This window comes from Cellulomonas sp. KH9, assembly GCF_900114185.1.
GTDB lineage: Bacteria > Actinomycetota > Actinomycetes > Actinomycetales > Cellulomonadaceae > Cellulomonas.
Genome location: NZ_FOSE01000001.1, coordinates 906,231 through 931,440, shown reverse-complemented (window position 1 = coordinate 931,440; position 25,210 = coordinate 906,231). Strand labels below are relative to the sequence as shown.

Genomic DNA, 25,210 nt, shown 5'->3' with positions numbered 1-25,210 from the left:
GAGACGACGCCGGGCCGGAGCGCCTCTCGGCGCGTGGCCGCTCGAAGCGGCTGATGATGGAGCCCGGGGCTACCGACCCGGCGTCGCCCGCCCAGTGTACGCGGCGGACGTCACTCCAGCCGGTCGACCCTCCACAGCTGCGCCGCCCGCGCGAGCTCCTCGGCCGTGCGGACCAGGGAGGCGGCGCCGCGCGTCTGGCGCACGGCCGCCCGGGGGTCCAGCTCCTCGAGGTGGTCCGCGTCGAAGGCGGCACCGGTGGCCAGGACCTGGCAGAACGCCGCCGCACGCTCCAGCGCGACGGCGAGGTCGCCGGTGTACACGCCGGACAGCACGGCGTCCGCGACCGCGCGCACGTCCTGCGGGCCGGGCGCGTCGACCACGCCCGCGACCACGTCGTGCACGGGTGCGGCGGCCACGCCCTGGCGGTACCGGTCGGCGACCGTCGCCGGGTCGCGCCGCACCCACTCCCGCAGCACGTACAGGCGCCACAGCGCGCCCGGCAGCGTCTCCGGCGGGCTGTCCGCCCACATCGCCGCCACGACGTCGAGGCCCTCGGTCTCGACGAGCGCCACCAGGCGCGCCACCACCTGCGGGTCCTCCGTGGCCCGGCCGTGGCGCACGAGCGCACCCGCCGTGGTGTGCGCGATCTCGTCGCGCAGCGCCGGGTCCAGGTCGCCCGGCAGCTCGTCGGCCAGGGCAGGGTCCATGACGACGGGGCGGTGGTGCCGTCGCCCACCCCCCGAGCCGCCCGCCGTGCCCGTGCCGTTCCCGTCGGTGCTCATCGCGGCATGATCCCCCCGCGGCGTCCGGCGCACCAGTCGCCGCCCGCGGGACCGCCGCCCCGCCCCGGGTGCGCGCCGCACGGGGCGGGTTCACAGTGAGTCTGACCGGGAGGGGCCCGGGCTTGGCGGAGGTGTGCTGACCATGACCGACGCAGGATCGGGGCAGGGGTCGCCCGCGGGAGCGACGAAGTACAAGGGCAAGGCGATCGCCCTGGCGGTCGCGGCCGCCGTGGGCGGGTTCCTCTTCGGGTTCGACTCCTCGGTGATCAACGGCGCCGTGGACGCGGTCGAGGGCACCTTCGAGCTGTCCGGCGTCGTCACCGGGTTCGTGGTGGCCGTCGCGCTGCTCGGGTCGGCCCTGGGCGCGTGGCTCGGGGGCCGACTGTCCGACCGCTGGGGCCGGACACGCGTCATGGTCCTGGGAGCGGTCCTCTTCTTCGTCTCCTCGGTGCTCTCGGCGTTCGCGTTCTCCGCGTGGGACCTGGCGATCTGGCGCGTCGTGGCCGGTGTCGGCATCGGCATCGCGTCGGTCATCGCCCCCGCGTACATCGCGGAGATCGCCCCGGCGTCGCTGCGGGGCCGGCTCGGGTCCCTGCAGCAGCTCGCGATCACGCTGGGCATCTTCGCCGCCCTGCTGTCGGACCAGCTGCTCGCGACGGCGGCCGGCGGCGCGTCGCAGGAGCTGTGGTTCGGGCTCGCGGCGTGGCGGTGGATGTTCCTGGTGTGCGTCGTGCCGGCGGCGGTGTACGGGATCCTCGCGCTGCGGATCCCGGAGTCGCCGCGCTACCTCGTGGCGCAGGGGCACCGCGAGGAGGCCAAGGCGGTCCTCACGGACGTCCTCGGAGCGGACGAGGACCCCGAGGAGCGCGTCGCGCAGATCGAGACCACGATCCGCACCGACCGGGAGCTGGCGAACCAGGCGAGCCTGCGCGGCCCGGTGCTGGGGCTGCTGCCCGTCGTGTGGGTGGGCATCCTGCTGTCGGTGTTCCAGCAGTTCGTCGGCATCAACGTGATCTTCTACTACTCCACCACCCTGTGGCAGGCCGTCGGGTTCGAGGAGAGCCAGTCGTTCCTCATCTCCACGATCACGGCCGTGACCAACGTGCTGGTGACGTTCATCGCCATCGGGCTCATCGACAAGGTGGGGCGGCGCCCGCTGCTGCTCATCGGCTCGGCCGGCATGACCGTGGCGCTGGGCACGATGGCGTTCGCGTTCACGAAGGCCACGGGGACGGGCGACGCGATCAGCCTGGAGGGGTCGTGGGGCGTGATCGCCCTGGTGGCGGCGAACGCGTTCGTCGTGTTCTTCGGAGCGACGTGGGGCCCGCTGGTGTGGGTGCTGCTCGGCGAGATGTTCCCCAACCGCATCCGTGCGGCGGCGCTCGGCGTCGCCGCGTCGGCGCAGTGGGTGGCCAACTTCCTCATCACGCTGTCGTTCCCCGAGATGCTCGACCGCTTCGGTGCGTCCATCCCCTACGCGATGTACGCGACGTTCGCGCTCATCTCGTTCTTCTTCGTGCTGACCAAGGTGCCCGAGACCAAGGGCGTGCAGCTGGAGGACATGGAGGGCCTGAAGGTCCAGCGGCGCGGCCGGGCCGCGGCCACCTGACCCGCGGCCACCTGACCCGCGGCGGGGCGACGCCCCGTCGTCCGCCGCCGCCGTCCCCACCCGGGCCGGCGGCGGTGGCGCACCGGCCCGGATCACCCCCCAAAGATGTTGCCCGGGGTAACGATCGGACGTAGTGTTGCCCCGAGCAACTGTCGGCACCCGCGACCGCGCCGCCCCGCCCGGTCCCGCCCGACGCGCCCCGCCCGACCACCGCCCGACCGCCGACGACGCCCGGTCGACACCTCACCCGCGCCCGGAAGCGAGCACCGTCTGTGAGCACCACTCCCCCCGTCGACGGCACCACAGTCGACCGCCCCACCCCTGCGGGCGACACCCCCGCACCGATGACGCACCGCGAGGTCCTCGAGGCCCTGTCCGGGATCCTCCTGGGGATGTTCGTGTCGATCCTCGCGACGAGCGTGGTGTCGACGTCCCTGCCCCGCATCATCACCGACCTCGGCGGCAGCCAGTCCGCGTTCACCTGGGTCGTCACCGCGACCCTCCTGACCACCACCGTCTCGACGCCCATCTGGGGCAAGCTCGCCGACCTCGTCGACCGCAAGCTGCTCATCCAGCTGGCGCTGGCGATCTCCGTCATCTCCTCGGCGCTGGCCGGCCTGGCCCACACCACCGAGATGCTCATCGGCATGCGCGCCCTGCAGGGCATCGGCGCCGGCGGCCTGACCGCGCTGGGCACCGTGCTCATCGCGGACATCATCAGCCCCCGCGAGCGCGGGCGGTACATGGGCCTCATGGGCGCCGTCATGGCCGTCGGCATGGTCGGCGGCCCCCTGCTCGGCGGCGTCATCACCGACGCGGCCGGGTGGCGCTGGAACTTCTTCGTCGGCCTGCCCTTCGCCGTCGCCGCGATCGTCGTGCTGCAGCGCACCCTGCACCTGCCCGGCCTGGTCAGGCGCCGCGTGCAGATCGACTGGGCGGGCGCGGTCCTGCTCTCGGCGTCGATCGCCACGATCCTGCTGTGGGTGACGTTCGCCGGGTCCTCGTTCGACTGGCTGTCGTGGCAGACCGCGGTCATGGTCGGCGGCGCCGCGCTCGGCGTCGTGGCAGTGGTCTGGGTCGAGTCGCGCGCGGCCGAGCCGATCATCCCGCTGCACCTGTTCCGCAACCGCACCGTGGTGCTCACGGTCCTCGCGTCCGTCGCGGTCGGGATCGCGCTGTTCGGGACCCAGGTCTTCCTCAGCCAGTACATGCAGCTGGCACGCGGCAAGACCCCGACGGAGTCGGGTCTGCTCACCATCCCGATGGTCCTGGGCACGTTCCTCGCCTCGACGCTGTCGGGTCGGGCGATCTCCCGCAGCGGCCGCTACAAGAAGGTCATGGTCGCCGGTGCGGTCCTGCTGACCGCCGGCCTGGGCCTCATGGGCACCATCGACGAGAGCACGAGCTTCACGCTCGTCGGGCTGTACATGCTGGTCATCGGCTCCGGCGTCGGCATGCTCATGCAGAACCTCGTGCTCGCGACGCAGAACACGCTGCCGATCACCGACATGGGCGCCGGCACCGCGACGGTCGCGTTCTTCCGCACGCTCGGCGGGGCGATCGGTGTGTCCGCGCTGGGCGCCGTGCTGTCCACGCGCGTGTCGCACCGGATCGCCGACGGCCTGACGGGCCTCGGGGTGGACCCCGCCGCGCTGGGCTCCGGCGGTGCGGCGTCCCTGCCGGACCTCGCGACGCTGCCCGGTCCGGTCCGGCTGGTCGTCGAGCACGCGTTCGGGGCCGGCGTGGCCGAGCTCTTCCTCATCGGGGCGCCCGTCGCGCTGCTGGCGCTGGTCGCCGTGGTGGCGCTGCGGGAGGTCCCGCTGGGTCGGGCGTCGGGGCTCGAGCAGCGGCTCGCCGCGCAGGCCGCGCAGTCCGACCAGGAGCAGCCGGCCGCGGCCCGCTGACGACGCCGCCCCGTGCCGGGGCACGGCCCGCCCGCCCGCGTCAGCGTGGGTCGGCGGGCCGTCCCGCGCCCCGGACCAGGTCGTCGTTGAGACGGCCCAGCAGGTCGGCCAGCCGCAGCAGCTCGTCGTCCTGCCATCCCTCGAGCGAGCGGTGCAGGTACTCCTGGCGCGCGGCGCGCGCGTGCGCCATCCGCCGCTCCCCCTCGGCGGTGAGCTCGAGGGGCTGGCTGCGCGAGTCGTGCGGGTCCGGGCGCCGCACCAGCAGCCCCAGCCGCTCCAACCGGGTCACCTGGCGCGACATCGTGCCGCGCCCCACCCCCAGCAGCTCCGCGAGGTCGCTCGTCCGGGTCCCCGGTGTCCGGGCGACGGCCGACAGCAGCAGGTACGCGGAGCCGTCGAGGTCGGGGTGCACGGACCGCGCGACACCGGCGGAGGCCGCCCGCGCCCGGCGCAGGAACAGCCCCAGCTCCCGCTCGACACGCAGCACGGGCTCGTCGCTCATGCGCCCATCCTCCCGCAGCGCGCCGGTCGGTCAGCGCGCCCAGGTCGTGCGGCGGCGGGCCACCTGGGCGATCGCCGGGACCCGGGCCGGGTCGAGCCGCTCGGGCAGCCGGCGGAAGACGTTCGGCACCTCGTGCCGTGCCACGACGAGCGCGTCCTGCGGCGGGTCCTGCACATCGCGCTCGAGGTCACCGGTGACCACGAGCACCGCGCGCACGCTCACCCCTGCGCACCCGGCGGACTGCAGCAGCCCCTGCACCCGGCCCGCCTCGAGCCGCGCGTCGCGCAGGTACGGCACCGCACGGCCGTCCACCTGCAGCGTGCGGGCCGCGACCCGCACGTGACTGCCGGGGTGGCGCCGCTCGGTCACGGTCCAGATCCCGCCCGGTCCGACCAGCAGGTGCTCGACGACCGTGCCCTGACGCCCCAGCGGCACGTCGTGCAGGACCTGCCAGCCCTCCTCGGCGAGGCGCTCCAGCCGCGAGCCCACCGGGCTGCCGCGCTCACCGCGGGGGTGGTCCTCGTCCTCGCCCGGCCACGCCCCCGCAGCCATGCCCTCGAGCGCGTCGATCGAGGCGAGCGAGGAGGTGACGGGCAGCACGAGCTCCGGGACGTCGGAGCGCAGGTACGCCTGCGCCGCGCGTCGCACCCTGGCCTCCAGGACGGGGTCGTCCGCGACGACCTCGCCGGACTGGAGGTCGACGGAACCCACGCGCGCACCCGTCTCGTGCGTCACGTAGAGGCGGTCGGCACCGTATCGCCGCCATCGCCGAACAGTCAGGACCTCGTCCACGTCCGCATTATCGGCACGGTGTGCCGTGCACTTCAGTCCTGTCCAGGACGGACTTCGTGACGGGCGGCGTGTCGCGGCGTGTCGTCACCCGCTCGGCCCTCAGCCGGCGGTCGGGCCCGCACCGCCGGGGGACGACTCACCCGTCGGCTCGAAGGTCAGGCTGACGGAGTTCATGCAGAACCGGTCGCCTGTGGGGGTCTGCGGGGCGTCGTCGAACACGTGGCCCAGGTGCGACCCGCAGCGCGCGCAGCGGACCTCGGTGCGGACCATGCCGTGGCTGCGGTCGGTCAGCAGCTCCACGCGGTCGCCGGCCAGCGGGGAGAAGAAGCTGGGCCACCCGCAGTGCGAGTCGAACTTGGTGTCCGAGCGGAACAGCTCGTTGCCGCACGCCCGGCACCGGTAGACGCCCGCGCGCTTCTCGTCGAGCAGCTCACCCGTCCACGCCCGCTCCGTGCCGGCACGGCGCAGCACCGCGAACTCCTGGGGCTCGAGCTCGAGCGCCCACTGCTCGTCGGACTTGGTGACGGGGTACGTGCGGGGGTCGGTCACGGTCGTGCTCCTTCCGGTCCCGCCCGCGCGGCGGCACCGACGGTGACAACACGCGACGCCGCCGACGCGTTCCCTTCCCGCCCCGCCGGACACGCGCGGCCCGCGGGGGCAGCCGCACCCCGGACGCCCCACGGCATACCCTGGCGGGCGAGCCCCCCGCCCACCGGGGCCCCGAGCCGTGAGGTGCACGTGCCAGCTGGTCGCCGACGTCCGAGTCCCACGCGCCGGTTCGCCGTCGTGAGCCTCGTCGGGATGGTGCTGGTGGGCGTGGCACTGGTGCTGGTGACCTCGACGCAGCTGCGGGGGCAGGCGCTGCGCGACGGCACCGGCTCGGCGGCGCGCGTCGCGGTGTACGCCGCCGGTGTGGTGCCCTCCTCGGCGTTCGCCACCGGTGTGCTGTCCCCCGCCGAGCAGGCGGCCGTGGCGACGGCCACCCGCGGGTTCGACGACGAGCTCGTCGAGCTGCGGCTGTGGAGCGCCGACGGGCGGCTCATGTACTCGTCGGACGCGGCGACCACGGGCCTGCCGCACGCGGACCGCCTGGCCCGCGTCATGCAGTCGGGCACGCCGGACGCCCTGGTCCAGCCCGACGTGCGCGCCGGGCGTGCGGCCAACGACCAGCGCACCGTGCTCGACGTCTACGTGCCGGTGACGCTGGCCGACACGGCGACGCCCGACGCCCGGGACGACGTCGCCCCCGACGACCGGGTGGGCGCGGCGGAGGTCATGCTCGACCGCACGGCCACCCAGGAGACGCTGCGCTCGACGACCCGCACCGTCGGCCTCGTCGTCGTCGGCAGCCTGGCGCTCCTGTGGCTGCTGCTGTTCCGCATCGTGCACGCGACGTCGCGCCGGCTGCGCACGACCGCGCTGGAGAACGCGCGCCTCGCCCTGCTGGACTCCCTGACGGGGCTGCCCAACCGGCGGCTGCTGTCCGACCAGATGCAGCGGGCGATCGACCGCGTCGCCGACGAGGGGGCACGCGTCGGGCTGATCCTGCTGGACATCGACCGGTTCAAGGACATCAACGACACCCTGGGGCACGACCAGGGCGACGAGCTGCTGCAGCAGGTGGCCGAGCGGTTGCGCCACGCGCTGCGGGACGACGACGTGGTGGCGCGCCTCGGCGGCGACGAGTTCGCGATCCTGCTGCCGGACGTGCGGACGGTCGCCAACGCGGAGCGCCTGGCGCGTCGCGTGCGGGGCCTGTTCGCCCAGCCGTTCGAGCTCACCGACATCGCGCTGCACGTCGAGACGTCCGTGGGGGTGGCGTGCCTGCCCGACCACGCGTCCGACGCCTCGTCGCTCATGCGGACCGCGGACATCGCGATGTACGCGGCCAAGCACCACCGTGCCGGTGTCAGCGTGTACTCGCCCGACGCGGACGACTCGTCCCCGGCCCGCCTGGTGCTGCTCGGTGAGCTGCACCAGGCGCTCGAGGAGCGCGCCGGCGACCTGCCGGCGCAGCTCGAGATGCACTACCAGCCCAAGATCGAGCTGTCCTCGCAGCGCACCGTCGGGCTGGAGGCGCTGATCCGCTGGCGCCACCCGACCCGCGGCCTGCTGCCGCCGGGCGTCTTCGTGCCGCTGGCCGAGCAGTCGGGCCTCATCCACCGCGTCACGACGTTCGCGCTCGAGGAGTCGGTGCGCCAGCTCGCGCGCTGGCAGGAGCAGGGGCACCGGGTCCCGGTCGCGGTCAACCTGTCCGCGCACGACGTCGCGAGCCCTGCCGTGGTCGACACGATCGAGCAGCTCCTCGCGGAGCACGGGGTCGCGCCGTCCCTGCTCGAGGTCGAGATCACCGAGACGGCGCTCGTCGCGGACCCCTCGCGGGTGGTCCCGGTGCTGGAGCGCCTGCGGGCCCTGGGCGTCGCCGTGGCGATCGACGACTTCGGCACGGGGACGACCTCGATCTCCCAGCTGCGCGACCTGCCGGTGGCGGAGCTGAAGATCGACCGCCTCTTCGTCGCCGACCTGGGCGAGGGCGGCCGCGCGGGGTCGGAGGTCGTGGTGCAGGCCATGGTGGACCTGGCGCACTCGTTCGGGCTGCGCGTGGTGGCCGAGGGCGTCGAGGACGAGGCGACGGCCCGCACGCTGGCCCGCCTGGAGGTCGACCGTGCGCAGGGCTACCTGTGGGCCCGACCGGCCCCGCCCAGCGACGTGCACCCGCCCGGCACCCCGTCGCTTCACCCCATCGGGTGACGCGCGGCCGGAACGCTCAAGGTTCGTGTCCGGCGCGCCGACTCCTGCCGATGAGGGTGGGGTGGATCCGCGGACGGCGGTGACGCGCCGACCGCCCCGGGCACGCAGGAGGGACCGGCCATGATGGACGAGCTGCTCGAGGAGATGATCGACCCCGCGCCGTCGCGGCAGGACGTCGCACGGCACCGGCGCGCGTGGGCCACCGGCTCGATCCTCGTGCTCGCCGCCGTGGGCGTGACGTCGCTGACCACGTCGGCGCTGTTCACCGACCAGGACACGCTGCCCGGCGCACTGCGGACGGGCACGTTGGTGCTCGCCGCCGAGGGCGCGTCGTTCGAGATGCCCGTGGGCGGGCTGGCGCCCGGTGGCACCGTGGTCGCGCCCGTCACCGTGCGCAACACGGGGTCGCTGGAGCTGCGGTACGCCGTGAGCCTGTCGGCGGCGCCGGGCGGTGACGACGCCGCGGACCTCACCGGCCGGCTGCGCACGCGCATCCTCGAGGACGCCACGTGCACGCTCACGAGCGTCGAGGACGCCCGCGTGCTCGGGGACTCCCAGGAGCTGGTGGACCAGGAGTTCGGCCTGCCGCGGACGGTGACGCCGATCGTGGGCAGCCCGGACACCGGCGCCCAGACCGGTGACCGCGTCCTGGCCGCCGTCACCGGCGCGGAGACGCTGTGCGTCCGGGTCGACATGGCGCTCGCGGCGGGCAACGAGTACCAGAGCACGTCCGCCGCGCTGACGTTCCAGGTCGACTCCGAGCAGACGGTGAACAACTGATCCGACCGTGAGCACCGCGACGGCCAACCGGCCCCTCGTCGAGCGCCGCGCCCCCCGGGCGACGGTGCGGCCCCGCGTGCCGTGGTGGCGCCGGACCACCGGCGTGGCGCTGTGGGCCGTGGTCGTCGTGGGCGTCGCGGCGTACCTGGCGTCGCTGGCGGTGCCGCTGTGGTTCCAGGCGCAGGGCGAGCGGCTGCTCATCGTCACGTCGGGGTCGATGGCCCCGCAGTTCCTGGCGGGCGACGTCGTGGTGCTGCACGCGGTGACGGAGCCGTCGGAGCTCAAGCCGGGCCTCATCGTCACGTTCCAGCCGGTGGGCTCCTCGGGCCTGGTCACGCACCGCATCGTCTCGTTGCACAACCTGCCGGCGATGAAGGAGGTCGACGACGGCTCCGGGCGGATGGAGCCCCTGGTCACCCCCGACGGCTCCCCGGTGCTGCAGGCGTACATCCGCACGCAGGGCGACGCCAACCCCGGGCCGGACGCCAACGCGACCCCGGTCGAGCGGGTGCGCGGGGTGGTGCTCGACGTGCACCGCGGCTGGGGTTCGCTGCTCACGTGGGCGACGTCGGCCCAGGGGCGTGCCGTGATGCTGGTGCCGCCGCTGCTGGCACTGGCGACGCTCGAGGTGATCTCGGTCGTGCAGGCGCGCCGGGCACGGCCGGTGCGTCAGCACCACGAGGACCGGAGGGTCGATGCGTTCGTCGGTGAGTGAGCACGCCCCCGGCGCGGGCGTGCGACGCGGCACGCGCGTGCGGCTGGGCCTGCTGCTGCTGCTGGCCGTCGCCGGGCTGGTGGCGCAGACGCCCGGCCTGACGGGCGCCCTGATGACGGACACGGACCTGCTGACGACGGTGGTCTCCACGCGCCCGGACTTCTCGTCGCCGACGACCGCCCCGCCCACGGAATAGTCGCGCGGCCACCGCGGTTGAGGGGCCTTATCGATGCAAACGCATCGACCTGGACCAGCGAGGTGCACCATGCAGTTCGGGATCTTCTCCGTCGGCGACGTCACGACGGACCCCACGACCGGCCGGACACCCGACGACACCGAGCGCGTGCGCGCCATGCTCACGATCGCCGAGCACGCCGACGCCGCCGGGCTCGACGTCTTCGCCACCGGCGAGCACCACAACCCGCCGTTCGTGCCGTCGTCCCCCACGACCATGCTCGGCTACCTCGCCGGCCGCACGAAGAACATCGTGCTGTCCACGGCGACGACCCTCATCACCACCAACGACCCCGTCCGCCTGGCCGAGGAGTACGCGATGCTCCAGGTCATCAGCGACGGGCGCATGGACCTCATGATGGGCCGCGGCAACACCGGGCCCGTCTACCCGTGGTTCGGCAAGGACATCCGCCAGGGCATCCCGCTCGCGATCGAGAACTACGCCCTCCTGCGCCGCCTGTGGCAGGAGGACGTCGTCGACTGGAGCGGCACGTTCCGCACCCCGCTGCAGGGCTTCACCTCCACCCCCCGCCCGCTCGACGGCGTCGCCCCCTTCGTGTGGCACGGCTCGATCCGCTCCCCCGAGATCGCCGAGCAGGCCGCGTACTACGGCGACGGGTTCCTGCACAACGCGATCTTCTGGCCCATGGAGCACACCGCGCAGATGGTGAGCTTCTACCGGCAGCGGTACGAGCACCACGGGCACGGCCGCTCCGACCAGGCGATCGTCGGGCTCGGCGGGCAGGTCTTCATGCGCAAGAACAGCCAGGACGCGTGGGACGAGTTCCGCCCGTACTTCGACAACGCGCCCGTCTACGGGCACGGCCCGTCGATGGAGGACTTCACGCGCGAGACGCCGCTGACCGTCGGCAGCCCGCAGCAGGTCGTCGACCGGTACGGCGCCTTCTGGGAGCAGGTCGGCCACTACCAGCGCCAGCTGTTCCTCATGGACCACGCCGGCCTGCCCCTCAAGACCGTCCTCGAGCAGATCGACATCCTCGCCGAGGACGTCGTGCCCGTGCTGCGCCGCGAGGCGGAGTCGCGCCGCCCCGCGGACGTGCCGGCGAACCCGCCGACGCACGCCGAGCGTGTGGCCGCCGCCCGCGCCGCCGGGCAGCAGGCCGCGCAGCCCGTCGCGGCCGCCGACCACTGGACCGGCCGCACCGCCGAGGACGACCTCGCCGCGGCCGACGCCGCCACCCGCTGACGGACCCGGTCGCCCCCGCGCGGGGGCGACCGGCGTCCCGCCCCACCCGCGCCCGGGCGCACCCAGCCCCACCCAGGAGGACCCATGCCGTCCCGTTCCCTCGTCGTCGTCTCCGGCGGCCTGTCGCAGCCGTCGTCGACGCGGCTGCTCGCCGACCGGCTGACCGAGGCCACCGTCGCCGACCTCACCGCCCGCGGCATCGACACCGTGGTCGAGGTCGTCGAGCTGCGCCCGCTCGCCCACGACGTCGTCGACATGACGCTGACGGGCTACGCCCGCCCCGCCCTCGCCGCCGCCCAGAGCGCGCTCGCGGGTGCCGACGGGGTCGTTGCCGTCTCCCCCGTGTACGCCGCGTCCTACGCGGGGCTCTTCAAGTCGTTCGTCGACGTGCTGGACCCGCAGGCGCTGCGCGGGACGCCCGTGCTGCTGGGCGCCACCGGCGGCACCGTCCGCCACTCGCTGGCGCTCGAGCACGCGATGCGCCCGCTCTTCGCGTACCTCCAGGCGGACGTGGTCCCGACCGCCGTCTTCGCGGCCACCGACGACTGGGCCGACGCCGGTACCGAGCAGGTCTCGTCGCTGCCGGCGCGTGTGCGGCGCGCGGCGGCCGAGCTCGCGACCCGTGTCGCGGCACGCGAGCCCGTCACCCGTGGCGGGCTCTACGACGCCGTGCCGTCGTTCGAGGACATGCTGGGCGGCGCCTGAGCACCGTCCCGGGCGACCGGACGACGACGGGGCCGACCACCGCGTGGTGGTCGGCCCCTCGCGCACCCGCGCGCGTGTCAGCCCACGGCGGGCGCGGACCGGGTCACTGCGGCGTCAAGGTGAACGACGTCGCGGTGCCCGACGCCTCGACGTCGAGCTGCTGGGCAGCGAGCGTCCGGGACGTGCGGGCGTCCACGTAGACGCGGGCGTCGCCCTCCGCCACGACGTCGTCACCGGGGTCCGGGCCGGCGACGAGCGCGAGCTCGAAGCCTCCGGAGTCCTGCTCGGCGATGCGCAGGCCGCCCTCGTCGGGCAGGCCGGCACGGCTGGTCAGGGTCTCGACGGCGGTGCGGGCGTTCTCGGTCAGGGTGAGCACGGCTGCTCCTCTCCGATGGCCTGGTGACGTCGGCCGGGACGCCCGGCCCCGCGCCTGCGGTGCACGAGGGGTCGCACCGCGGGCGGGGCGACGTGCCCCGGTCCGACGCCGTCGGACGTCCACCACCGTGACCCGGCGGCGCGCGGGTCCGCAACCGCACGTCCGCTGCGCGAGACCCCTCGCGACACACCGCGCCCCGGGCTGCGGGGGCCCGTGTCGGCCCCTACCCTTTGCCGGCCGAGCGGCCCTCGGGGGCCGTCAGCGCGTGACGTCCACGACGAGTGCCCGGTGGTCGGACAGCCCGAGGTCGAGCGCCTGCCCGCCGCCGGCCGCCCGCAGCCCGGGACCGGCCAGCACGTGGTCGAGCTGCCGCACGGGCTCGGCGACCGGGAAGGTGTCCGCGACCACCAGCGAGCGCAGCCCGGACAGGCGCGCGGGCTGCTCCCCGGCGAGGTTCAGGTCGCCCATGACGACGGTCGGGCCGGGCAGGGTGCGCGCCACGCGCACCAGGTGGCGCAGCTGGCGCACGTTCCACCCGGGGATGAAGGTCAGGTGCGTGCCGACCACGGTCACCGGGCCCCGGTCGTCCTCGACGACCGCCGCGAGCGCAGCGCGCGGCTCGTCGCGCACGAACGCGGGCCAGCGGGCACCGGGGAAGCGCACGGGTGCGCGGCGCCGCAGCGTGGGCAGCGTCAGCACGTGCCACGCCTCGACGGGCCGGCGGGACAGCAGCGCGATCCCGTACGCCGCGGTGTCGGGCTGCTCCTCCCCCGTGCCGGCGACCCACAGACCGGGTTCCCCGTGCAGGGTCGCGACGAACCGGTGGTGGGGGGCGCCCATCGCCTCGGCGGCCACGGCGGTGAGGTCCGCCCCGTGCGAGCGGGTCTGCGCCCGGTCCACCTCCTGCAGGGCCAGGACGTCCGCGTCGAGCCGCCGCACGGCGTCGGCGAACCGGTCCAGGTCGACCCGCCCGTCCCCGAGCGAGCGCCCGTGCAGGATGTTGAAGGTCGCGAGCCGCACCTCGCGATTGTCACCGGTGGGTGCGCCCCTCGCACGCCGCGGACCCGGGCGGCGCACCCCTCGCGCGGCGGGTCCCGCTCGGCGCGCGGCCCGCGCCGAGCCGGTGTAGACACCGTGCATGCACCAGACCCCGACACCGACGGACGCCCCGCCGCCCCTCACCGGTGCGGCCCCGGCGCCGCTGCCCGTGCCGGCCGGGGCCGCGACCCCCGACGACCGCGCGGCCCTGCAGGACGGCCTGCGCCGCACGGCCGTCGCGCTGCTGGACGCGGGCATCCCGTTCGCCCTGGTGGGCGGGTACGCGGCCTGGGCGCGCGGTGCGCCGGAGCCGAGCCACGACGCGGACTTCGCGGTCGCGGAGGAGGACGTCGACGCGGCCCGTGCGGCACTGGCCGCCGCCGGCCTGGACGTCCAGCAGCCCGCCGAGAACTGGCTGTTCAAGGCCTACCACCACGGCCAGCTCGTCGACGTGATCTTCCGGATGGTCGGCGACCCGGTGACCCACGAGCAGCTGGCGCGTGCCGACGAGCTCGAGGTGCTCGCCGTCCGTATGCCCGTGCTGCCGGCCACCGACATCATCTCGGCCAAGATGCGGGTGCTGGGCGAGCACTACTGCGACTTCACGTGGCTGCTGCCCATGGCGCGCGCCCTGCGCGAGCAGATCGACTGGGACCGGGTCCGGACCGAGATCGCCGACCAGCCGTACGCGCGGGCGTTCCTGTTCCTCGCCGACGAGCTGGGCCTGACGGGCAGCCCGGGCGAGCGGCTGACCCCCGGTCCCGGCCGCACGGGCCCCGGCTCCGAGGAGTGAGACCCGCCGGTGCCGCGCGCCGCGGGACGGCACGCGGCACCATGGCGGGATGGACGTCGACGACGTACGGCGGCTGGCGCTGGCGCTGCCGGACGTCACCGAGCGGTCGAGCTGGGGCGAGCCCGCGTGGTTCCACCGCCGGCTGGTCGCCCGCATGTGGGACACGCACCGCCTGACGGTGCACGTCGAGGACGACGGCGAGCGACGGGCGCTGGCGGCGCAGGAGCCGGACGTTTACTCCACGACCGACCACCACCGCGGCACGGACCTCGTGCTCGTCGACCTACGGGCCGCCGACGCCGACCTGGTGCGCGCCCACCTGGCGGAGTCGTGGTGGTGGGCGGCTCCCGACGCGCTGCGCCGACGTCACGCCCACCTGGGCCCCGACGCGTCGGCGGGTGGGTCCGGCTGACGTCCGGCGGCGTCACCCGGCGTCGGCGTCCGCGGGGACGTCGGAGATCCGCAGCGCCTCCACGAGGTCCCGGTAGAGCTCGTCCGACGCGAGGAGCTCGGCGTGCGTGCCCCGCGCACGGACCGTCCCGTCCTCCAGGACGAGGATCGTGTCCGCGTCGACGACCGTCGACAGCCGGTGCGCGACCGTGACGACCGCACCGGTGGTCGACAGCACGCGGATCGCGTCGTGCACCGCGGCCTCCGTCAGGCCGTCGACCTGCGCGGTGGCCTCGTCGAGCAGCATCACCTGCGGCCGGCACAGCAGTGCGCGTGCCAGCGCGATGCGCTGCCGCTGGCCGCCGGACACCGACGTCTCGGTCAGCCTGGTGTCCAGGCCGTCCGGCAGCGCGTCGAAGGCGCCGTCGAGCCGCACCGCCGCGAGCGCACGGCGCAGCTCCTCGTCCGTCGCGGCGGGGTTGCTGAACAGCAGGTTGTCCCGGATCGTGCCGGGCACGACGGGCGTCTCCTGCTCGACGTACGCGAAGCGGGAGCGCACGTCGGCGTGGCTCCAGCCGGCGTACGGCCGCCCGTCCAGCAGCAGCTGCCCCGACTGCGGCTCCAGGAACCGCAGCAGCAGCGAGAACACGGTCGTCTTGCCGGCGCCGGACGGCCCGACGAGCGCCGTGTGCCCGTGCCGCGGGACCGTCAGCGACAGCTCGCGCACCGCCGGCGGCAGGCCGGGACCGTAGGCCGCCGTGACGTCGCGCAGCTCGATCACGGGGACGTCGGGTCCGTCGGCGGACGCGGGTCGCGTGGCCGACGGCGCGGTCGCCGCGTGGGGTTCCACGTCCATCGCGGCGACCTCGCTGATCCGACCCGCCGCCGCGATCCCGGACTGCAGCTGCGTGAGGGACTGCGTGAGGTCGGTGATGGGCCCGACGATGTTGAAGGCGTAGAGCAGGAACGCCACGAGGCTGGAGACGGCGAGCTCGCCCTGGCCGACGCGCCACGCGCCGAGCCCGAGGATGACGATGATGGCGAGCTGGATCCCGCCCCACGAGACGCTCCACGCGACCGCCGCGGTCCGCACGGCGCGCACCGCGTGGTCGCGCGCCTCGCGGGCGGCACCGAGGACCGTGGCCGCCTGGCGGTCCTCCGCACGGCTGGACTTGACGGTGCGGACGGCGCGCAGCGACCCCTCCAGCGTGCCGCCGAGCGTGCCCAGCGCCTCCTGCGAGGCCCGCTCGGCCGCCCCGATGCCCGGCAGGAGGACGGCCATGAGCGCGCCGACGACCACGATCGCGGCGATGGTCGTGCCCAGCAGCACGCGGTCGAGCACGCCCATGAGGACGAGGGTGCCGACGAGTGCCACGGCCCCGTTGACCAGCCCGACGATGCTGGACGACGTCGCCTCGCGCAGCAGCACGGTGTCCGACGTGACGCGCGTGACGAGCTCGCCGGTGGGGCGGCCCGTGACCGCGGCGACCGTGGCCCGCAGGTAGCGGCGCACGAGCGACTCGCGCGCGTCGAGGACGATCCGCTCGGCCAGCGTCCCCATGAGCACCCACTGCACGTAGCCCACGACCGACCCGACGACGAAGAGCGCGAGCAGCCACCCGACGGGCCGCGCCAGCGACTCCCCCGTGCCGAGGGTGTCGAGCACCCACTTGGTGACCATGGGGGTGGCGAGGGACAGCCCGGTGCCGGCCAGGCCGAGCACGAGGCCCACGCCGAGCGTGCGGCGGTGCGGCCGGACCAGGTCGAGCAGGATGCGCAGGCGGCGGCGCCCGTCCGGCTCGGCTGCGGCAGGTGTCTCGGGCTGTGACGGCGCGGCGACCATCGTGCGATTGGAACATCTTAGTTCCACTATGGTCAATGGAGTTCCGCTCCGATTGCCAGGAGTACCGTTTCGCTCGTGGCGAACCAGGCACCTCCCCCCACGACCGGTCCCCGCGCCCGGACCCGGCAGGCGATCCTCGACGCCGCCGTCCGTGCGCTCGCCGACGACCCCTCGGCCTCCCTGGGTCGGGTCGCCGAGCTGGCCGACGTCGGCCGGACCACGCTGCACCGCTACTTCCCGGAGCGTGACGCCCTGCTCACCGCCGTCGGCGCCCACGCCGCCGCCGGCCTCACCGCCGCCCACGCACGGGCGCGGCTCGACGACGGCACGGCGCTCGACGCGCTGCTGCGTGTCGCGCAGGAGTACCTCGAGCTGGGCGACCTGCTGACCGTGCTGTTCACGGGCACCGTCCCCGAGGACTCCTGGGCGCAGGACCCGACGAACGACGCCGCCCTGGGCGCCCTGTACGCGCGGGGCCTGCGCGACGGCTCGATCGACCCACGGTTCGACGCCGAGTGGACCCTGGGCGTCGTGTGGTCCGCCCTGCACCTCGCGTGGTCGACCATGAGCACCGCCCGCGCCGACCGCCACGCCGTGGTCACCCGCCTGCTGCTCACCCTCGAGAAGGCGCTCGCACCGGAGCCCCCCGACCTGCGATGACGCACGCCGTGGGCAAGGATGGAGCATGCCTGACACCACCACCCCCACCCTGTCCCTGCCCGGCGGGCACATCCCCGTCCTGGGCCTCGGCACGTGGCAGTCGGAGGGCTCCGACGCGGAGCTCGCCGTCAGCACCGCGCTGCAGCTCGGCTACCGGCACGTCGACACGGCCACCGGCTACGGCAACGAGGCGCAGGTCGGCCGCGCGCTCACCACGCGCGGCATCGACCGCGACGACGTCTTCCTCACGTCGAAGCTGCCCCCGGACCACGCGGGGCGCGAGCGGCAGACGCTCGCCGAGTCCCTCGTCGCGCTCACGACCGACCACCTCGACCTGTGGCTGATCCACTGGCCCCCGGGCAAGGAGGCCCGCCCGGACGTCTGGCAGCGGTTCCGCGAGGCGCGGGACGAGGGCCTCACGCGCTCGATCGGGGTGTCGAACTACTCGATCGCGCAGATCGACGAGCTGATCGCGGCGACGGGCGAGGCGCCGGCCGTCAACCAGATCCCCTACTCCCCCGTCGACCACGACCCGGAGCTGCTGGCGGCGCACCGTGAGCGCGGGATCGTCGTCGAGGGCTACAGCCCGCTCAAGCGCACCGACCTGGACGCCGAGCCGATCGTCGCGGCGGCGCGCGCGCACGGGGTGACGCCGGCGCAGGTCGTGCTGCGGTGGCACATCGAGCACGACGTCGTGGTCATCCCCAAGTCCGTCAGGCGCGAGCGCATCGAGGAGAATCTCGCGGTGCTCGGCTTCACGCTGACGCCGGACGAGGTCGCGGCGATCGACACGCTGGGACGCTGACGACACGACGCACCTGCTGCGGACGTGGCTCGGACGTGCGCGTCCGGGCCACGTCCACGCCGAGGCGGGGGGACGCCGGGAGGGTGGCTCGGGGGGCGTAAGACCCGGTCGACGGCTGTGGTCGCGCTCCCACATCGCACGTGCTCGCCGCCGTCGCGGAGCGACCGGCGAGCACGTCGGGCGCTCGGCCTACCGAGGGCCGGGCCCGTGTCCTGCGATCGGCGTCACGCCGTTGTGCCGCCGATCGCAAGGTCTACCGGACAACCGGACGTGACGTCAACCACAGCCGGTCCCCGACGGCCGCCACGGGCGGGACCGCCCAGCGGCCGGCCGAGGAGCGCGCCCCGGCCGCTGGACGGCCGGGGCGCGCGTGTCACCGGCCGGTCACCACCCGCCCGCGACGGCACGCACGAGCTCGCCGTCCGCCGTGTCGCCGGACAGCTCCCAGAAGAACGCCCCGCCGAGCCCCTTGCTGCGCGCCCACGTCATCTTGGACGCGACGGTGGCGGGCGTGTCGTAGCCCCACCACTGGTCGCCGCAGCGTGCGTAGGCGGTACCGCCGACCGTCCCGGTCGACGGGCAGCGCGCCTTGAGGACCTCGTAGTCCTCGATGCCCTGCTCGTACGTGCCCGGCGCCGGCCCGGTCGCGGTGCCGCCCGGCGCGGTCTGCGTGACGCCGCTCCACCCCCGCCCGTAGAAGCCGACGCCGAGCAGGATCTTGCGCGCGGGCACGCCCTTGGCGACGAGCTTGTCGACCGCGGCCTGCGCGTGGAAGCCCTCCTGCGGGATGCCGGCGTAGGACGTCAGCGGCGAGTGCGGCGCCGTCGGCCCCTGGGGGGCGAACGCGCCGAAGTAGTCGTACGTCATCGGCATGATCCAGTCGAGCTTCTTCGCACCCGCCGCGTAGTCGGCGGCGTCGATCTTGCCGCCCGGGGAGCCGTCGGCCGTGATGGCGGCCGTGACCAGGTTGCTCGTGCCGAACTTCGCGCGCAGCGCGGTGACGACACGGTCGAACGCCTGGGGGCCGGACGTGTCGCACGTCAGGCCGCACGCGTTGGGGTACTCCCAGTCGACGTCGATGCCGTCGAACACGTCCGCCCAGCGCGGGTCCTCGACGAGGTCGTAGCAGGACTGCGCGAACGCCTCGGGGTCCGCGGCGGCCTGGGTGAAGCCGCCGGACCAGGTCCAGCCGCCGAACGACCAGATGACCTTCAGGCCCGGGTGCATGGCCTTGAGCTTGCGGAGCTGGTTGAAGCTGCCGCGCAGCGGCTGGTCCCACGTGTCCGCGACGCCGTCGACCGAGTCGGCCGCGGTGTAGGCCTTCTCGTAGTCCGCGTAGGGGTCGCCGATGGAGCAGCGCCCGCCCGTGGTGTTGCCGAACGCGTAGAGGATGTGGGTCATGCGGTCGGCAGCGCCCGACGTGTGGATGTTCTTCACGTGGTAGTTGCGGGCGTAGACGCCCCACTCGGCGAAGTACCCGACGACCTTGCCGCCGCCCGGAGGCGGCGTCGTGGGCGTGGGGGTCGGCGTGGGGGTCGGGCTCGTCGTCGGGGTCGGGCTCGTCGTGGGCGTCGGCGTGCCACCGGTGCACGTGCCGCCGTTGACGCTGCAGGCGGTGGGGCCGCCGTACCGGCCCGAGGCGACGTAGCCCCAGCTCTGCGAGGTCCCGGGCGCGAGCGGACCGGCCCAGCCCTTCTTGACCGCCCGGTAGTCCTGGCCGTCGCGGGTGACGTCGCTGTCCCACGCGCTGGTGATCGCGACGCCCGCGGGGAGCCGGAAGTCGACGGCCCAGGTGGGCACGCTCGTCGTGCCGGTGTTGGTGACCGTGACCGCGACCTGGTGACCCGTCCCCCAGTCGCCCTGCGCCGCGAACGTCACGGTGATGCCGCCGGCCGCGCTGGCCGTCGGTGCGGCCACCAGGCCTCCGGCGACGACCGCGAGGGCGGCGACGGCGGCGGCCAGCGCACGGCGGCGGCGGGGGCGACCGGCGCCCGGTGGGTCCTGCGAAGCGTCCTGCGTCCTGCTGCTCGACATCTCGACTCCCGTTCGTCGAATATGTAAGGACTACGTACTAATCGGACACCCACGACGCTAGGCCTGCGCGGATCGTGCGGTCAATGATGTGATGACTATGGAAAACGTTCGCCATTACTCCGGTGCGGCCCGCCACCGACGCGTCCGCGCAGGTCTGCGCGACCGACGACTCGTTCAGGTGAACGGCCCCCGGGGTCGGCTCGCGGGCCGCGCGCCGGTTCAGGGGACGACGACGGTCATGCCCGCCGCCCCGGCGGTCGGCAGACCGGCGAGAGCCGCAGCGGCCTCGTCGAGGCCGATCGTGCGACCCACGAGGCTCGCCGGCGCCAGCCGGCCCGCCGCGATCTGCGCGAGCATCGCGGGGTACTCGTGGGCGGCCATGCCGTGGCTGCCGTGCACCGACAGCTCCCACCCCACGACGCGGCCCATCGGCAGCGCCGTCCACGCGTCGTCGCGCAGCAGCAGCCCCACCTGCACGTGCCGGCCGCGGCGACGCAGCGCCAGCACCCCCGCCTGGGCGGTGGCCGGGCTGCCGAGCGCGTCGAGCGACGCGTGCGCCCCGCCACCGGTCACCTCGAGGAGCCGGGCGGCGAGCGCCGCCGGCGGGTCGTCGCCGGGGTCGACGGTCAGGTGGGCGCCGGCCGCCCGCGCCGCCCGTCGCGCCGCCGGCGCGGGGTCGACCGCGACGACCCGGGCACCGGCGGACGCTGCGACCATGACGGCCGACAGGCCGACGCCGCCACAGCCGAGGACGACGACCTGGTCGTCCGGCCGCACGGCGGCGTGCACGGTGACGGCGCGGTACGCGGTCGCGAACCGGCAGCCCAGCGCGGCGGCGACGACCGGCGCCATGCCCGGCGGTACCCGGACCAGGTTGGTGTCGGCGCGGTCGAGCGCCACGAGCTCGGCGAACGAGCCCCACTGCGTGAACCCGGGCTGGGTCTGGTCGGGGCAGACCTGCTGGTCGCCCGCACGGCACGTCGCGCACGCACCGCACGCCATGACGAACGGCACGGTGACGACGTCGCCCACGGCCCAGCGCCGCACGTCGTGCCCGGCCTCGACGACCGTGCCGGCCAGCTCGTGACCCGGCACGTGGGGCAGGCGCACGTCGTCGTCGTGGCCCTGCCAGGCGTGCCAGTCGCTGCGGCAGACGCCCGTGGCGGCGACACGCACGACGACACCGTCACGCGGGCACGAAGGGTCGGGGACCTGCCTGACCTGGGGCGTCGCCCCGAACTCGTCCACCACGACCGCGCGCACGGGCCCATCCTGCCCGCTGACGGCACAGGACCGGCCCCCGCCACCCTCCGGCGGGAGACCGGCCCTGCCCGCGGGCGGTCCGCCCGCCGGCGGTCAGGCGGCGAGGAACTCCAGCAGGGCCGCCGTGACCTCGTCCGCGTGGGTCCACAGCAGCCCGTGCGGCGCGCCCTCGATCTCGACGTACGTCGCCTCGGGGAGCAGGGCGGCGAACGCGCGGCCCGTCGCCTCGACCGGCAGGATCCGGTCGCCCGAGCCGTGCAGGATCAGCGTCGGGACGTCGATCTTCGCGACGTCGTCACGGAAGTCGGTGTGCCACGTCGGCACGACCGCCCACGCGGCCCACGGCGCGGAGCCGGCGGCCACGGCCCACGACCCGCGCACGGCGGCCTCGCTGATCCGGGTGCCGAGGTTCTCGTCGAGGTTGTAGAAGTTGGTGAAGAACTCGTCGAACCACGCGTAGCGGTCACGCTGCGCAGCCTCCGCGATGCCGTCGAACGCGCTCTGCGGCAGGCCGAGCGGGCTCTCGTCGGTCTGCAGCAGGTAGGGCTCGAGCGCGGCGAGGAACGCGGCCTTCGCGACGCGGCCGGAGCCGCGGGTGCCGAGGTAGCGACCCACCTCCCCCGTCCCCATGGAGAACCCGACCAGCACCGCGTCACGCACGTCGAGCGCCGTCAGGACGGCGTCGAGGTCCGCGGTGAAGGTGTCGTAGTCGTAGCCCTGGGTCGTCGCGGTCGAGCGGCCGAAGCCCCGGCGGTCGTACGTGATGACGCGGTAGCCGGCGTCGAGCAGGGCTACGGCCTGCTTCTCCCACGAGTGGCCGTCGAGCGGGTAGCCGTGGATGAGCACGACGGGCTGCCCGGTGCCATGGTCCTCGTAGTACAGCTCGACGGGCTGGTCGGTGGCGGTGCTGGTGATGAACGGCATGGCGGTTCTCCTTCGCTCGGCGGGCGCCCGGGGCGTCCGGTGCACTGTCGTACGGTCGATCGGGAACGATTACATCGTGCACGATCTAATAGTGGACGTCAACACCGCGTACGATGCTGTGCATGGACGACAGGCCCGCACTCCCCGACGGCATCTCGCTGGAGACGATGCTGTGCTTCGACCTCTACTCCGCGTCCCGCGCGATGACCGCGGTCTACCGGCGCGAGCTGGACCCGCTGGACCTCACGTACCCGCAGTACCTCGTGCTGGTCGTGCTGTGGACCCGGGGTGAGCAGACCGTCCGGCAGGTCATCGACCGGCTGTACCTGGACTACGGGACCGTCTCGCCGCTGCTCAAGCGGCTGGAGGTGCGCGGGCTCGTCGAGCGCCGGCGCCGACCCGACGACGAGCGGTCGGTGAGCGTCGCCCTGACGCCGGCCGGCGAGGCGCTGCGCGAGCGGGTGGCCCACCTGCCCGCGCGCGTCGGCGAGGCCTTCGGGCTCGCACCGGACGAGATGGCCGAGCTCGCACGGCTGCTCGGCACCGTCAAGCGCCACGCCACGGGCACCGACGCCCCGCACGGAGCCCGGGCACCGGCCCGCCCGGCCTGAGCCACCGGCGCGCCGTCACCCGTCGGGATCGAGAAGACCCTCGTCGAGACGCCAGGGGCCGACCTCGACGGTCGCACCTGGCAGCACGTCGAGCGTGACCGGCGGCACGAGGTCGACCGCGGGTCCGTCCGTGACCGCCCGGACGGTGACGCCGACGGCCACGTCGGGGTCCTGCGACGTCGACATGGCGCGCCACCGGGCCTGCGCGAGCGCGGCGGCGCCGGGTTCCAGCACGTCCTGCGGCGGCACGTCGGGTGCGACGAGGTCCGGCAGCTGGGTGACGTCGGGCGTCCGGGTGCCGGACTGCCGCGTGAACGCGAGGGTCGGCACCCCCGACAGCACACACGACGACGCTCCCGTCCACGTCGCGCGCAGCACGAGGAACCGGGCGCCGAGCGCCGCGTCCACGGCCGCGACCTCGAGCCGCAGACCGTCGGCGGTGCAGGCGGGGGTCTGCACGGGCGCTGCCTGGCCGGACGCGTCCGGGGCTCCGGTGCCCGGTGCGTCGGGGCCCGCGTCGACGGGACCACCGAGGACCCCGTCCAGCGCACCGCCGTCGGTCGTCACGTGGTAGCCCAGCGGCGGTCCCGCGCGCAGCACGGAGGCCAGCCGGGACGCGACGTGGGACCGGTGGGCGTCGTCCTCCACCCGGACCGTGAGGTCGGGCGACGCGGGCTCACCGCCCCGCAGCACGACGCGCCACACCCCCTCCCAGGCCGCGACGTCGACCGCCAGCGCCACCGCCTCGGCGTCCGGCCAGGCCCCGGGGTGCACCTGCGACACCTCGAGCCAGTGGTCGAGCGCCTCGACCGTCGTGACCGGCAGGTCCCGCCCGGCGACGGCGGTCAGCGCGTCGGCGACCGCGTCCCCGCCCGCCACGACGACCCGCCCGGCCTCGGGCCCGAACCACACCTCGGCGACCCCGGGCACGCGACGCACCGCCAGCGCGTCCACCGCCAGGTCGGCGTCGCCGCCGGGCGTGAGGACCACGGCGAGCGTCCGCGCGGCGTCGTGCACGTCGAGGCGCCACGCGCCGGGCCCGGCCGTGACGGTGCCGAGCACCGCCTCCGCCGCGGCCGGGAGCGCGTCGACCCCCTCGACCTCCGCGTCCACACCGACCTCCCACGCGGCGGGGTCGGCAGCGGGGTCCGGGGCACCGAGACCGGTCGGCGGGGTCGTGTCCAGCAGGCGGCACGTCGTGGCCACGGCCGCCGTGCCACCGCCGACGACCTCGTGCACCCGGGCGGCCGCCTCCCGGACCACCTCCGGCGGGTGCACGTCGCGCTCTCCCGCCAGGACCGTGCAGCCGTCCGCGTCGAGCACCGCGCCGAGCGGCGTCGTCCGGAGCGCCAGGGCGCCCAGCACGGCCACCACCAGGACGACGACGGCCGCCACCGCGAGCCGTCCACGCTCCGCGGCGGGTGCCGGGAGCATCCCGGGCGGCGACCCCGTCGGGGCGTCGGGCGCAGCTGTCACGACCCGCGACCCTACCGATGCGGGACGCGTGGGCGGCGCGTCGTAGGGTCCGCCCGTGAGCGCAACCCCCCGCGTGGGTGTCGTCGTGACCGACGCCTACCCCTCCGAGGACCCCGACCACGACACCGCACCGCTCGTCGCCGCGCTGCGGGCGCACGGCGTGGCGGCCGCACCGGTCGTCTGGCACGACGCGGCCGTCGACTGGGCCGCGTGCGACCTGCTGGTGCTCCGCTCCCCCTGGGACTACCCGGAGCGCCTCGACGAGTTCCTCGCGTGGCTCGACGCCGCCGAGCGCGTCACGCAGGTGCTCAACCCACCGGCCCTGGTGCGGTGGAACCTCGACAAGCGCTACCTCACGCAGCTCGCCGACCTCGGGGTGGGCGTGGTCCCGACGACGTACCGGACGTCCCTCGACGACGTGCGCGACGACCTGGGCGGGTTCACCCCCGGCGCGCACGTCGTGGTGAAGCCCGCGGTGTCCGCCGGGGCGCGCGACACCGGGCTCTTCCGCGCCGGCGACCCGGGGGCACTCGACCTCGCGGGGCGGATCCTCGCGGCCGGCGGCGTGGTGATGGTGCAGCCGGAGGTGCCCGAGCTGTCGCAGGGCCACGAGAAGGCGCTGTACGTCATCGACGGGACCCTGACGCACGCGATCGCCAAGGGCGCGCTGCTGGCACCGGGCGGCGGGCTGATCGGCGGGGTGTACGCCGAGAACCCGCAGCGGGTCGACGTCACCGCGGCGGAGGCCGAGTTCGCGCTCGACGTCGTCCGCGCGGTCGACCGGGCCACGGGCAGCGGCGTCCCGCTGTACGCGCGCGTCGACACCGTGGACTCGGCCGAGCACGGGCTGGTGCTGCTGGAGGCCGAGCTGTTCGAGCCCGCGCTCAACCTGCACGTCGCACCCGAGGTCACCGGCGTGGTCGCCTCGGCGGTCCTCGCGCGCCTGGGTTAGTGTCCGCGCACCGGGCACCGTCCGGCGGTCCCCGGCGTTGAGGGGGCGACGGGCGCGCGTGCGT

25 protein-coding genes are annotated in these 25,210 nt (G+C 74.9%); 14 read left to right on the top strand and 11 right to left on the bottom strand.

What is annotated here, in order from left to right:
* Nucleotides 1-110 precede the first annotated feature (110 nt).
* Complete coding sequence (locus BMZ16_RS04190; RefSeq protein WP_089798726.1) at nucleotides 111-707, bottom strand: hypothetical protein; 597 nt, start codon at nucleotides 705-707, stop codon at nucleotides 111-113.
* 217 nt (nucleotides 708-924) lie between these two features.
* Between BMZ16_RS04190 and BMZ16_RS04185 the strand changes: the two genes are divergently transcribed.
* Together BMZ16_RS04185 and BMZ16_RS04180 are read left to right on the top strand one after the other, a co-directional pair.
* Nucleotides 925-2,391: a sugar porter family MFS transporter gene (locus BMZ16_RS04185; protein ID WP_089798285.1), complete on the top strand. Its 1,467-nt coding sequence runs from the start codon at nucleotides 925-927 to the stop codon at nucleotides 2,389-2,391.
* Nucleotides 2,392-2,663: 272 nt separating this feature from the next.
* Nucleotides 2,664-4,295, top strand: coding sequence for an MFS transporter (locus BMZ16_RS04180; protein ID WP_369822483.1), 1,632 nt, complete (start codon nucleotides 2,664-2,666; stop codon nucleotides 4,293-4,295).
* Nucleotides 4,296-4,335: 40 nt separating this feature from the next.
* Here the strand turns inward: BMZ16_RS04180 and BMZ16_RS04175 are convergent, their stop codons facing one another.
* From BMZ16_RS04175 to msrB, 3 genes are all read right to left on the bottom strand, one after another.
* Complete coding sequence (locus tag BMZ16_RS04175) at nucleotides 4,336-4,797, bottom strand: MarR family winged helix-turn-helix transcriptional regulator (RefSeq protein WP_089798283.1); 462 nt, start codon at nucleotides 4,795-4,797, stop codon at nucleotides 4,336-4,338.
* A gap of 30 nt (nucleotides 4,798-4,827) precedes the next feature.
* Nucleotides 4,828-5,508, bottom strand: coding sequence for a nuclease-related domain-containing protein (locus tag BMZ16_RS04170; RefSeq protein WP_255366346.1), 681 nt, complete (start codon nucleotides 5,506-5,508; stop codon nucleotides 4,828-4,830).
* Between the two features lie 180 nt (nucleotides 5,509-5,688).
* Complete coding sequence (gene msrB / locus BMZ16_RS04165) at nucleotides 5,689-6,138, bottom strand: peptide-methionine (R)-S-oxide reductase MsrB (protein ID WP_089798281.1); 450 nt, start codon at nucleotides 6,136-6,138, stop codon at nucleotides 5,689-5,691.
* 237 nt (nucleotides 6,139-6,375) lie between these two features.
* Between msrB and BMZ16_RS04160 the strand changes: the two genes are divergently transcribed.
* From BMZ16_RS04160 to BMZ16_RS04135, 6 genes are all read left to right on the top strand, one after another.
* Nucleotides 6,376-8,340: a putative bifunctional diguanylate cyclase/phosphodiesterase gene (locus BMZ16_RS04160; protein WP_255366344.1), complete on the top strand. Its 1,965-nt coding sequence runs from the start codon at nucleotides 6,376-6,378 to the stop codon at nucleotides 8,338-8,340.
* A gap of 120 nt (nucleotides 8,341-8,460) precedes the next feature.
* The gene (locus BMZ16_RS04155; protein ID WP_089798280.1) at nucleotides 8,461-9,120 is read left to right on the top strand and encodes a TasA family protein; all 660 of its coding nucleotides are present in this window, start codon (nucleotides 8,461-8,463) and stop codon (nucleotides 9,118-9,120) included.
* Between the two features lie 7 nt (nucleotides 9,121-9,127).
* Entirely contained in the window at nucleotides 9,128-9,835 is a 708-nt protein-coding gene (locus BMZ16_RS04150; RefSeq protein WP_255366343.1) for a S24/S26 family peptidase, read from the top strand.
* A complete protein-coding gene (locus BMZ16_RS04145) occupies nucleotides 9,828-10,031 on the top strand; it encodes a hypothetical protein (protein ID WP_089798279.1) in 204 nt (67 codons plus the stop codon). Before BMZ16_RS04150 ends, BMZ16_RS04145 begins: the two co-directional genes overlap by 8 nt.
* Before the next feature lie 69 nt (nucleotides 10,032-10,100).
* The gene (locus BMZ16_RS04140; protein WP_089798278.1) at nucleotides 10,101-11,276 is read left to right on the top strand and encodes an LLM class flavin-dependent oxidoreductase; all 1,176 of its coding nucleotides are present in this window, start codon (nucleotides 10,101-10,103) and stop codon (nucleotides 11,274-11,276) included.
* Between the two features lie 84 nt (nucleotides 11,277-11,360).
* Entirely contained in the window at nucleotides 11,361-11,981 is a 621-nt protein-coding gene (locus BMZ16_RS04135) for a CE1759 family FMN reductase (RefSeq protein WP_089798277.1), read from the top strand.
* Between the two features lie 103 nt (nucleotides 11,982-12,084).
* Here BMZ16_RS04135 and BMZ16_RS04130 read toward each other — a convergent pair whose 3' ends face one another.
* Both BMZ16_RS04130 and BMZ16_RS04125 read right to left on the bottom strand, forming a co-directional pair.
* On the bottom strand, nucleotides 12,085-12,357 hold the full coding sequence (locus BMZ16_RS04130; RefSeq protein WP_089798276.1) for an iron-sulfur cluster assembly accessory protein: 273 nt from the start codon (nucleotides 12,355-12,357) through the stop codon (nucleotides 12,085-12,087).
* A gap of 258 nt (nucleotides 12,358-12,615) precedes the next feature.
* Nucleotides 12,616-13,377: an endonuclease/exonuclease/phosphatase family protein gene (locus BMZ16_RS04125; protein WP_089798275.1), complete on the bottom strand. Its 762-nt coding sequence runs from the start codon at nucleotides 13,375-13,377 to the stop codon at nucleotides 12,616-12,618.
* A 118-nt stretch (nucleotides 13,378-13,495) separates the two neighbouring features.
* Between BMZ16_RS04125 and BMZ16_RS04120 the strand changes: the two genes are divergently transcribed.
* Together BMZ16_RS04120 and BMZ16_RS04115 are read left to right on the top strand one after the other, a co-directional pair.
* The gene (locus BMZ16_RS04120; protein ID WP_089798274.1) at nucleotides 13,496-14,188 is read left to right on the top strand and encodes a nucleotidyltransferase family protein; all 693 of its coding nucleotides are present in this window, start codon (nucleotides 13,496-13,498) and stop codon (nucleotides 14,186-14,188) included.
* 49 nt (nucleotides 14,189-14,237) lie between these two features.
* Nucleotides 14,238-14,600, top strand: coding sequence for an MmcQ/YjbR family DNA-binding protein (locus BMZ16_RS04115; protein WP_089798273.1), 363 nt, complete (start codon nucleotides 14,238-14,240; stop codon nucleotides 14,598-14,600).
* A 12-nt stretch (nucleotides 14,601-14,612) separates the two neighbouring features.
* Here the strand turns inward: BMZ16_RS04115 and BMZ16_RS04110 are convergent, their stop codons facing one another.
* Nucleotides 14,613-16,421 carry an ABC transporter ATP-binding protein gene (locus tag BMZ16_RS04110; RefSeq protein ID WP_218143308.1) on the bottom strand — a complete coding sequence of 603 codons (1,809 nt, stop codon included), beginning with the start codon at nucleotides 16,419-16,421 and terminating at the stop codon, nucleotides 14,613-14,615.
* Nucleotides 16,422-16,496: 75 nt separating this feature from the next.
* On the opposite strand from BMZ16_RS04110, the gene BMZ16_RS04105 reads away from it, so the two are divergent.
* Both BMZ16_RS04105 and BMZ16_RS04100 read left to right on the top strand, forming a co-directional pair.
* Entirely contained in the window at nucleotides 16,497-17,081 is a 585-nt protein-coding gene (locus BMZ16_RS04105) for a TetR/AcrR family transcriptional regulator (protein WP_177199580.1), read from the top strand.
* A gap of 25 nt (nucleotides 17,082-17,106) precedes the next feature.
* Nucleotides 17,107-17,886 carry an aldo/keto reductase gene (locus tag BMZ16_RS04100; protein ID WP_089798271.1) on the top strand — a complete coding sequence of 260 codons (780 nt, stop codon included), beginning with the start codon at nucleotides 17,107-17,109 and terminating at the stop codon, nucleotides 17,884-17,886.
* A gap of 384 nt (nucleotides 17,887-18,270) precedes the next feature.
* Here the strand turns inward: BMZ16_RS04100 and BMZ16_RS04095 are convergent, their stop codons facing one another.
* The 3 genes from BMZ16_RS04095 to BMZ16_RS04085 all read right to left on the bottom strand — a co-directional run bounded on the left by BMZ16_RS04095 (nucleotide 18,271) and on the right by BMZ16_RS04085 (nucleotide 22,107).
* A complete protein-coding gene (locus BMZ16_RS04095; protein ID WP_089798270.1) occupies nucleotides 18,271-19,920 on the bottom strand; it encodes a glycosyl hydrolase family 18 protein in 1,650 nt (549 codons plus the stop codon).
* A 219-nt stretch (nucleotides 19,921-20,139) separates the two neighbouring features.
* Nucleotides 20,140-21,183: an alcohol dehydrogenase catalytic domain-containing protein gene (locus tag BMZ16_RS04090; protein ID WP_089798269.1), complete on the bottom strand. Its 1,044-nt coding sequence runs from the start codon at nucleotides 21,181-21,183 to the stop codon at nucleotides 20,140-20,142.
* 93 nt (nucleotides 21,184-21,276) lie between these two features.
* A complete protein-coding gene (locus tag BMZ16_RS04085; protein WP_089798268.1) occupies nucleotides 21,277-22,107 on the bottom strand; it encodes an alpha/beta fold hydrolase in 831 nt (276 codons plus the stop codon).
* A 122-nt stretch (nucleotides 22,108-22,229) separates the two neighbouring features.
* Between BMZ16_RS04085 and BMZ16_RS04080 the strand changes: the two genes are divergently transcribed.
* Complete coding sequence (locus BMZ16_RS04080; protein WP_177199579.1) at nucleotides 22,230-22,718, top strand: MarR family winged helix-turn-helix transcriptional regulator; 489 nt, start codon at nucleotides 22,230-22,232, stop codon at nucleotides 22,716-22,718.
* A 15-nt stretch (nucleotides 22,719-22,733) separates the two neighbouring features.
* On the opposite strand, the gene BMZ16_RS04075 is transcribed toward BMZ16_RS04080, so the two are convergent.
* Nucleotides 22,734-24,194: a DUF4232 domain-containing protein gene (locus tag BMZ16_RS04075; protein WP_143082746.1), complete on the bottom strand. Its 1,461-nt coding sequence runs from the start codon at nucleotides 24,192-24,194 to the stop codon at nucleotides 22,734-22,736.
* 55 nt (nucleotides 24,195-24,249) lie between these two features.
* Here BMZ16_RS04075 and BMZ16_RS04070 point away from each other — a divergent pair, with 55 nt between their 5' ends.
* Nucleotides 24,250-25,146 (top strand): ATP-grasp domain-containing protein, encoded by an 897-nt coding sequence (locus tag BMZ16_RS04070; RefSeq protein WP_089798265.1) that lies wholly within the window; start codon nucleotides 24,250-24,252, stop codon nucleotides 25,144-25,146.
* Nucleotides 25,147-25,210: the final 64 nt, after the last annotated feature.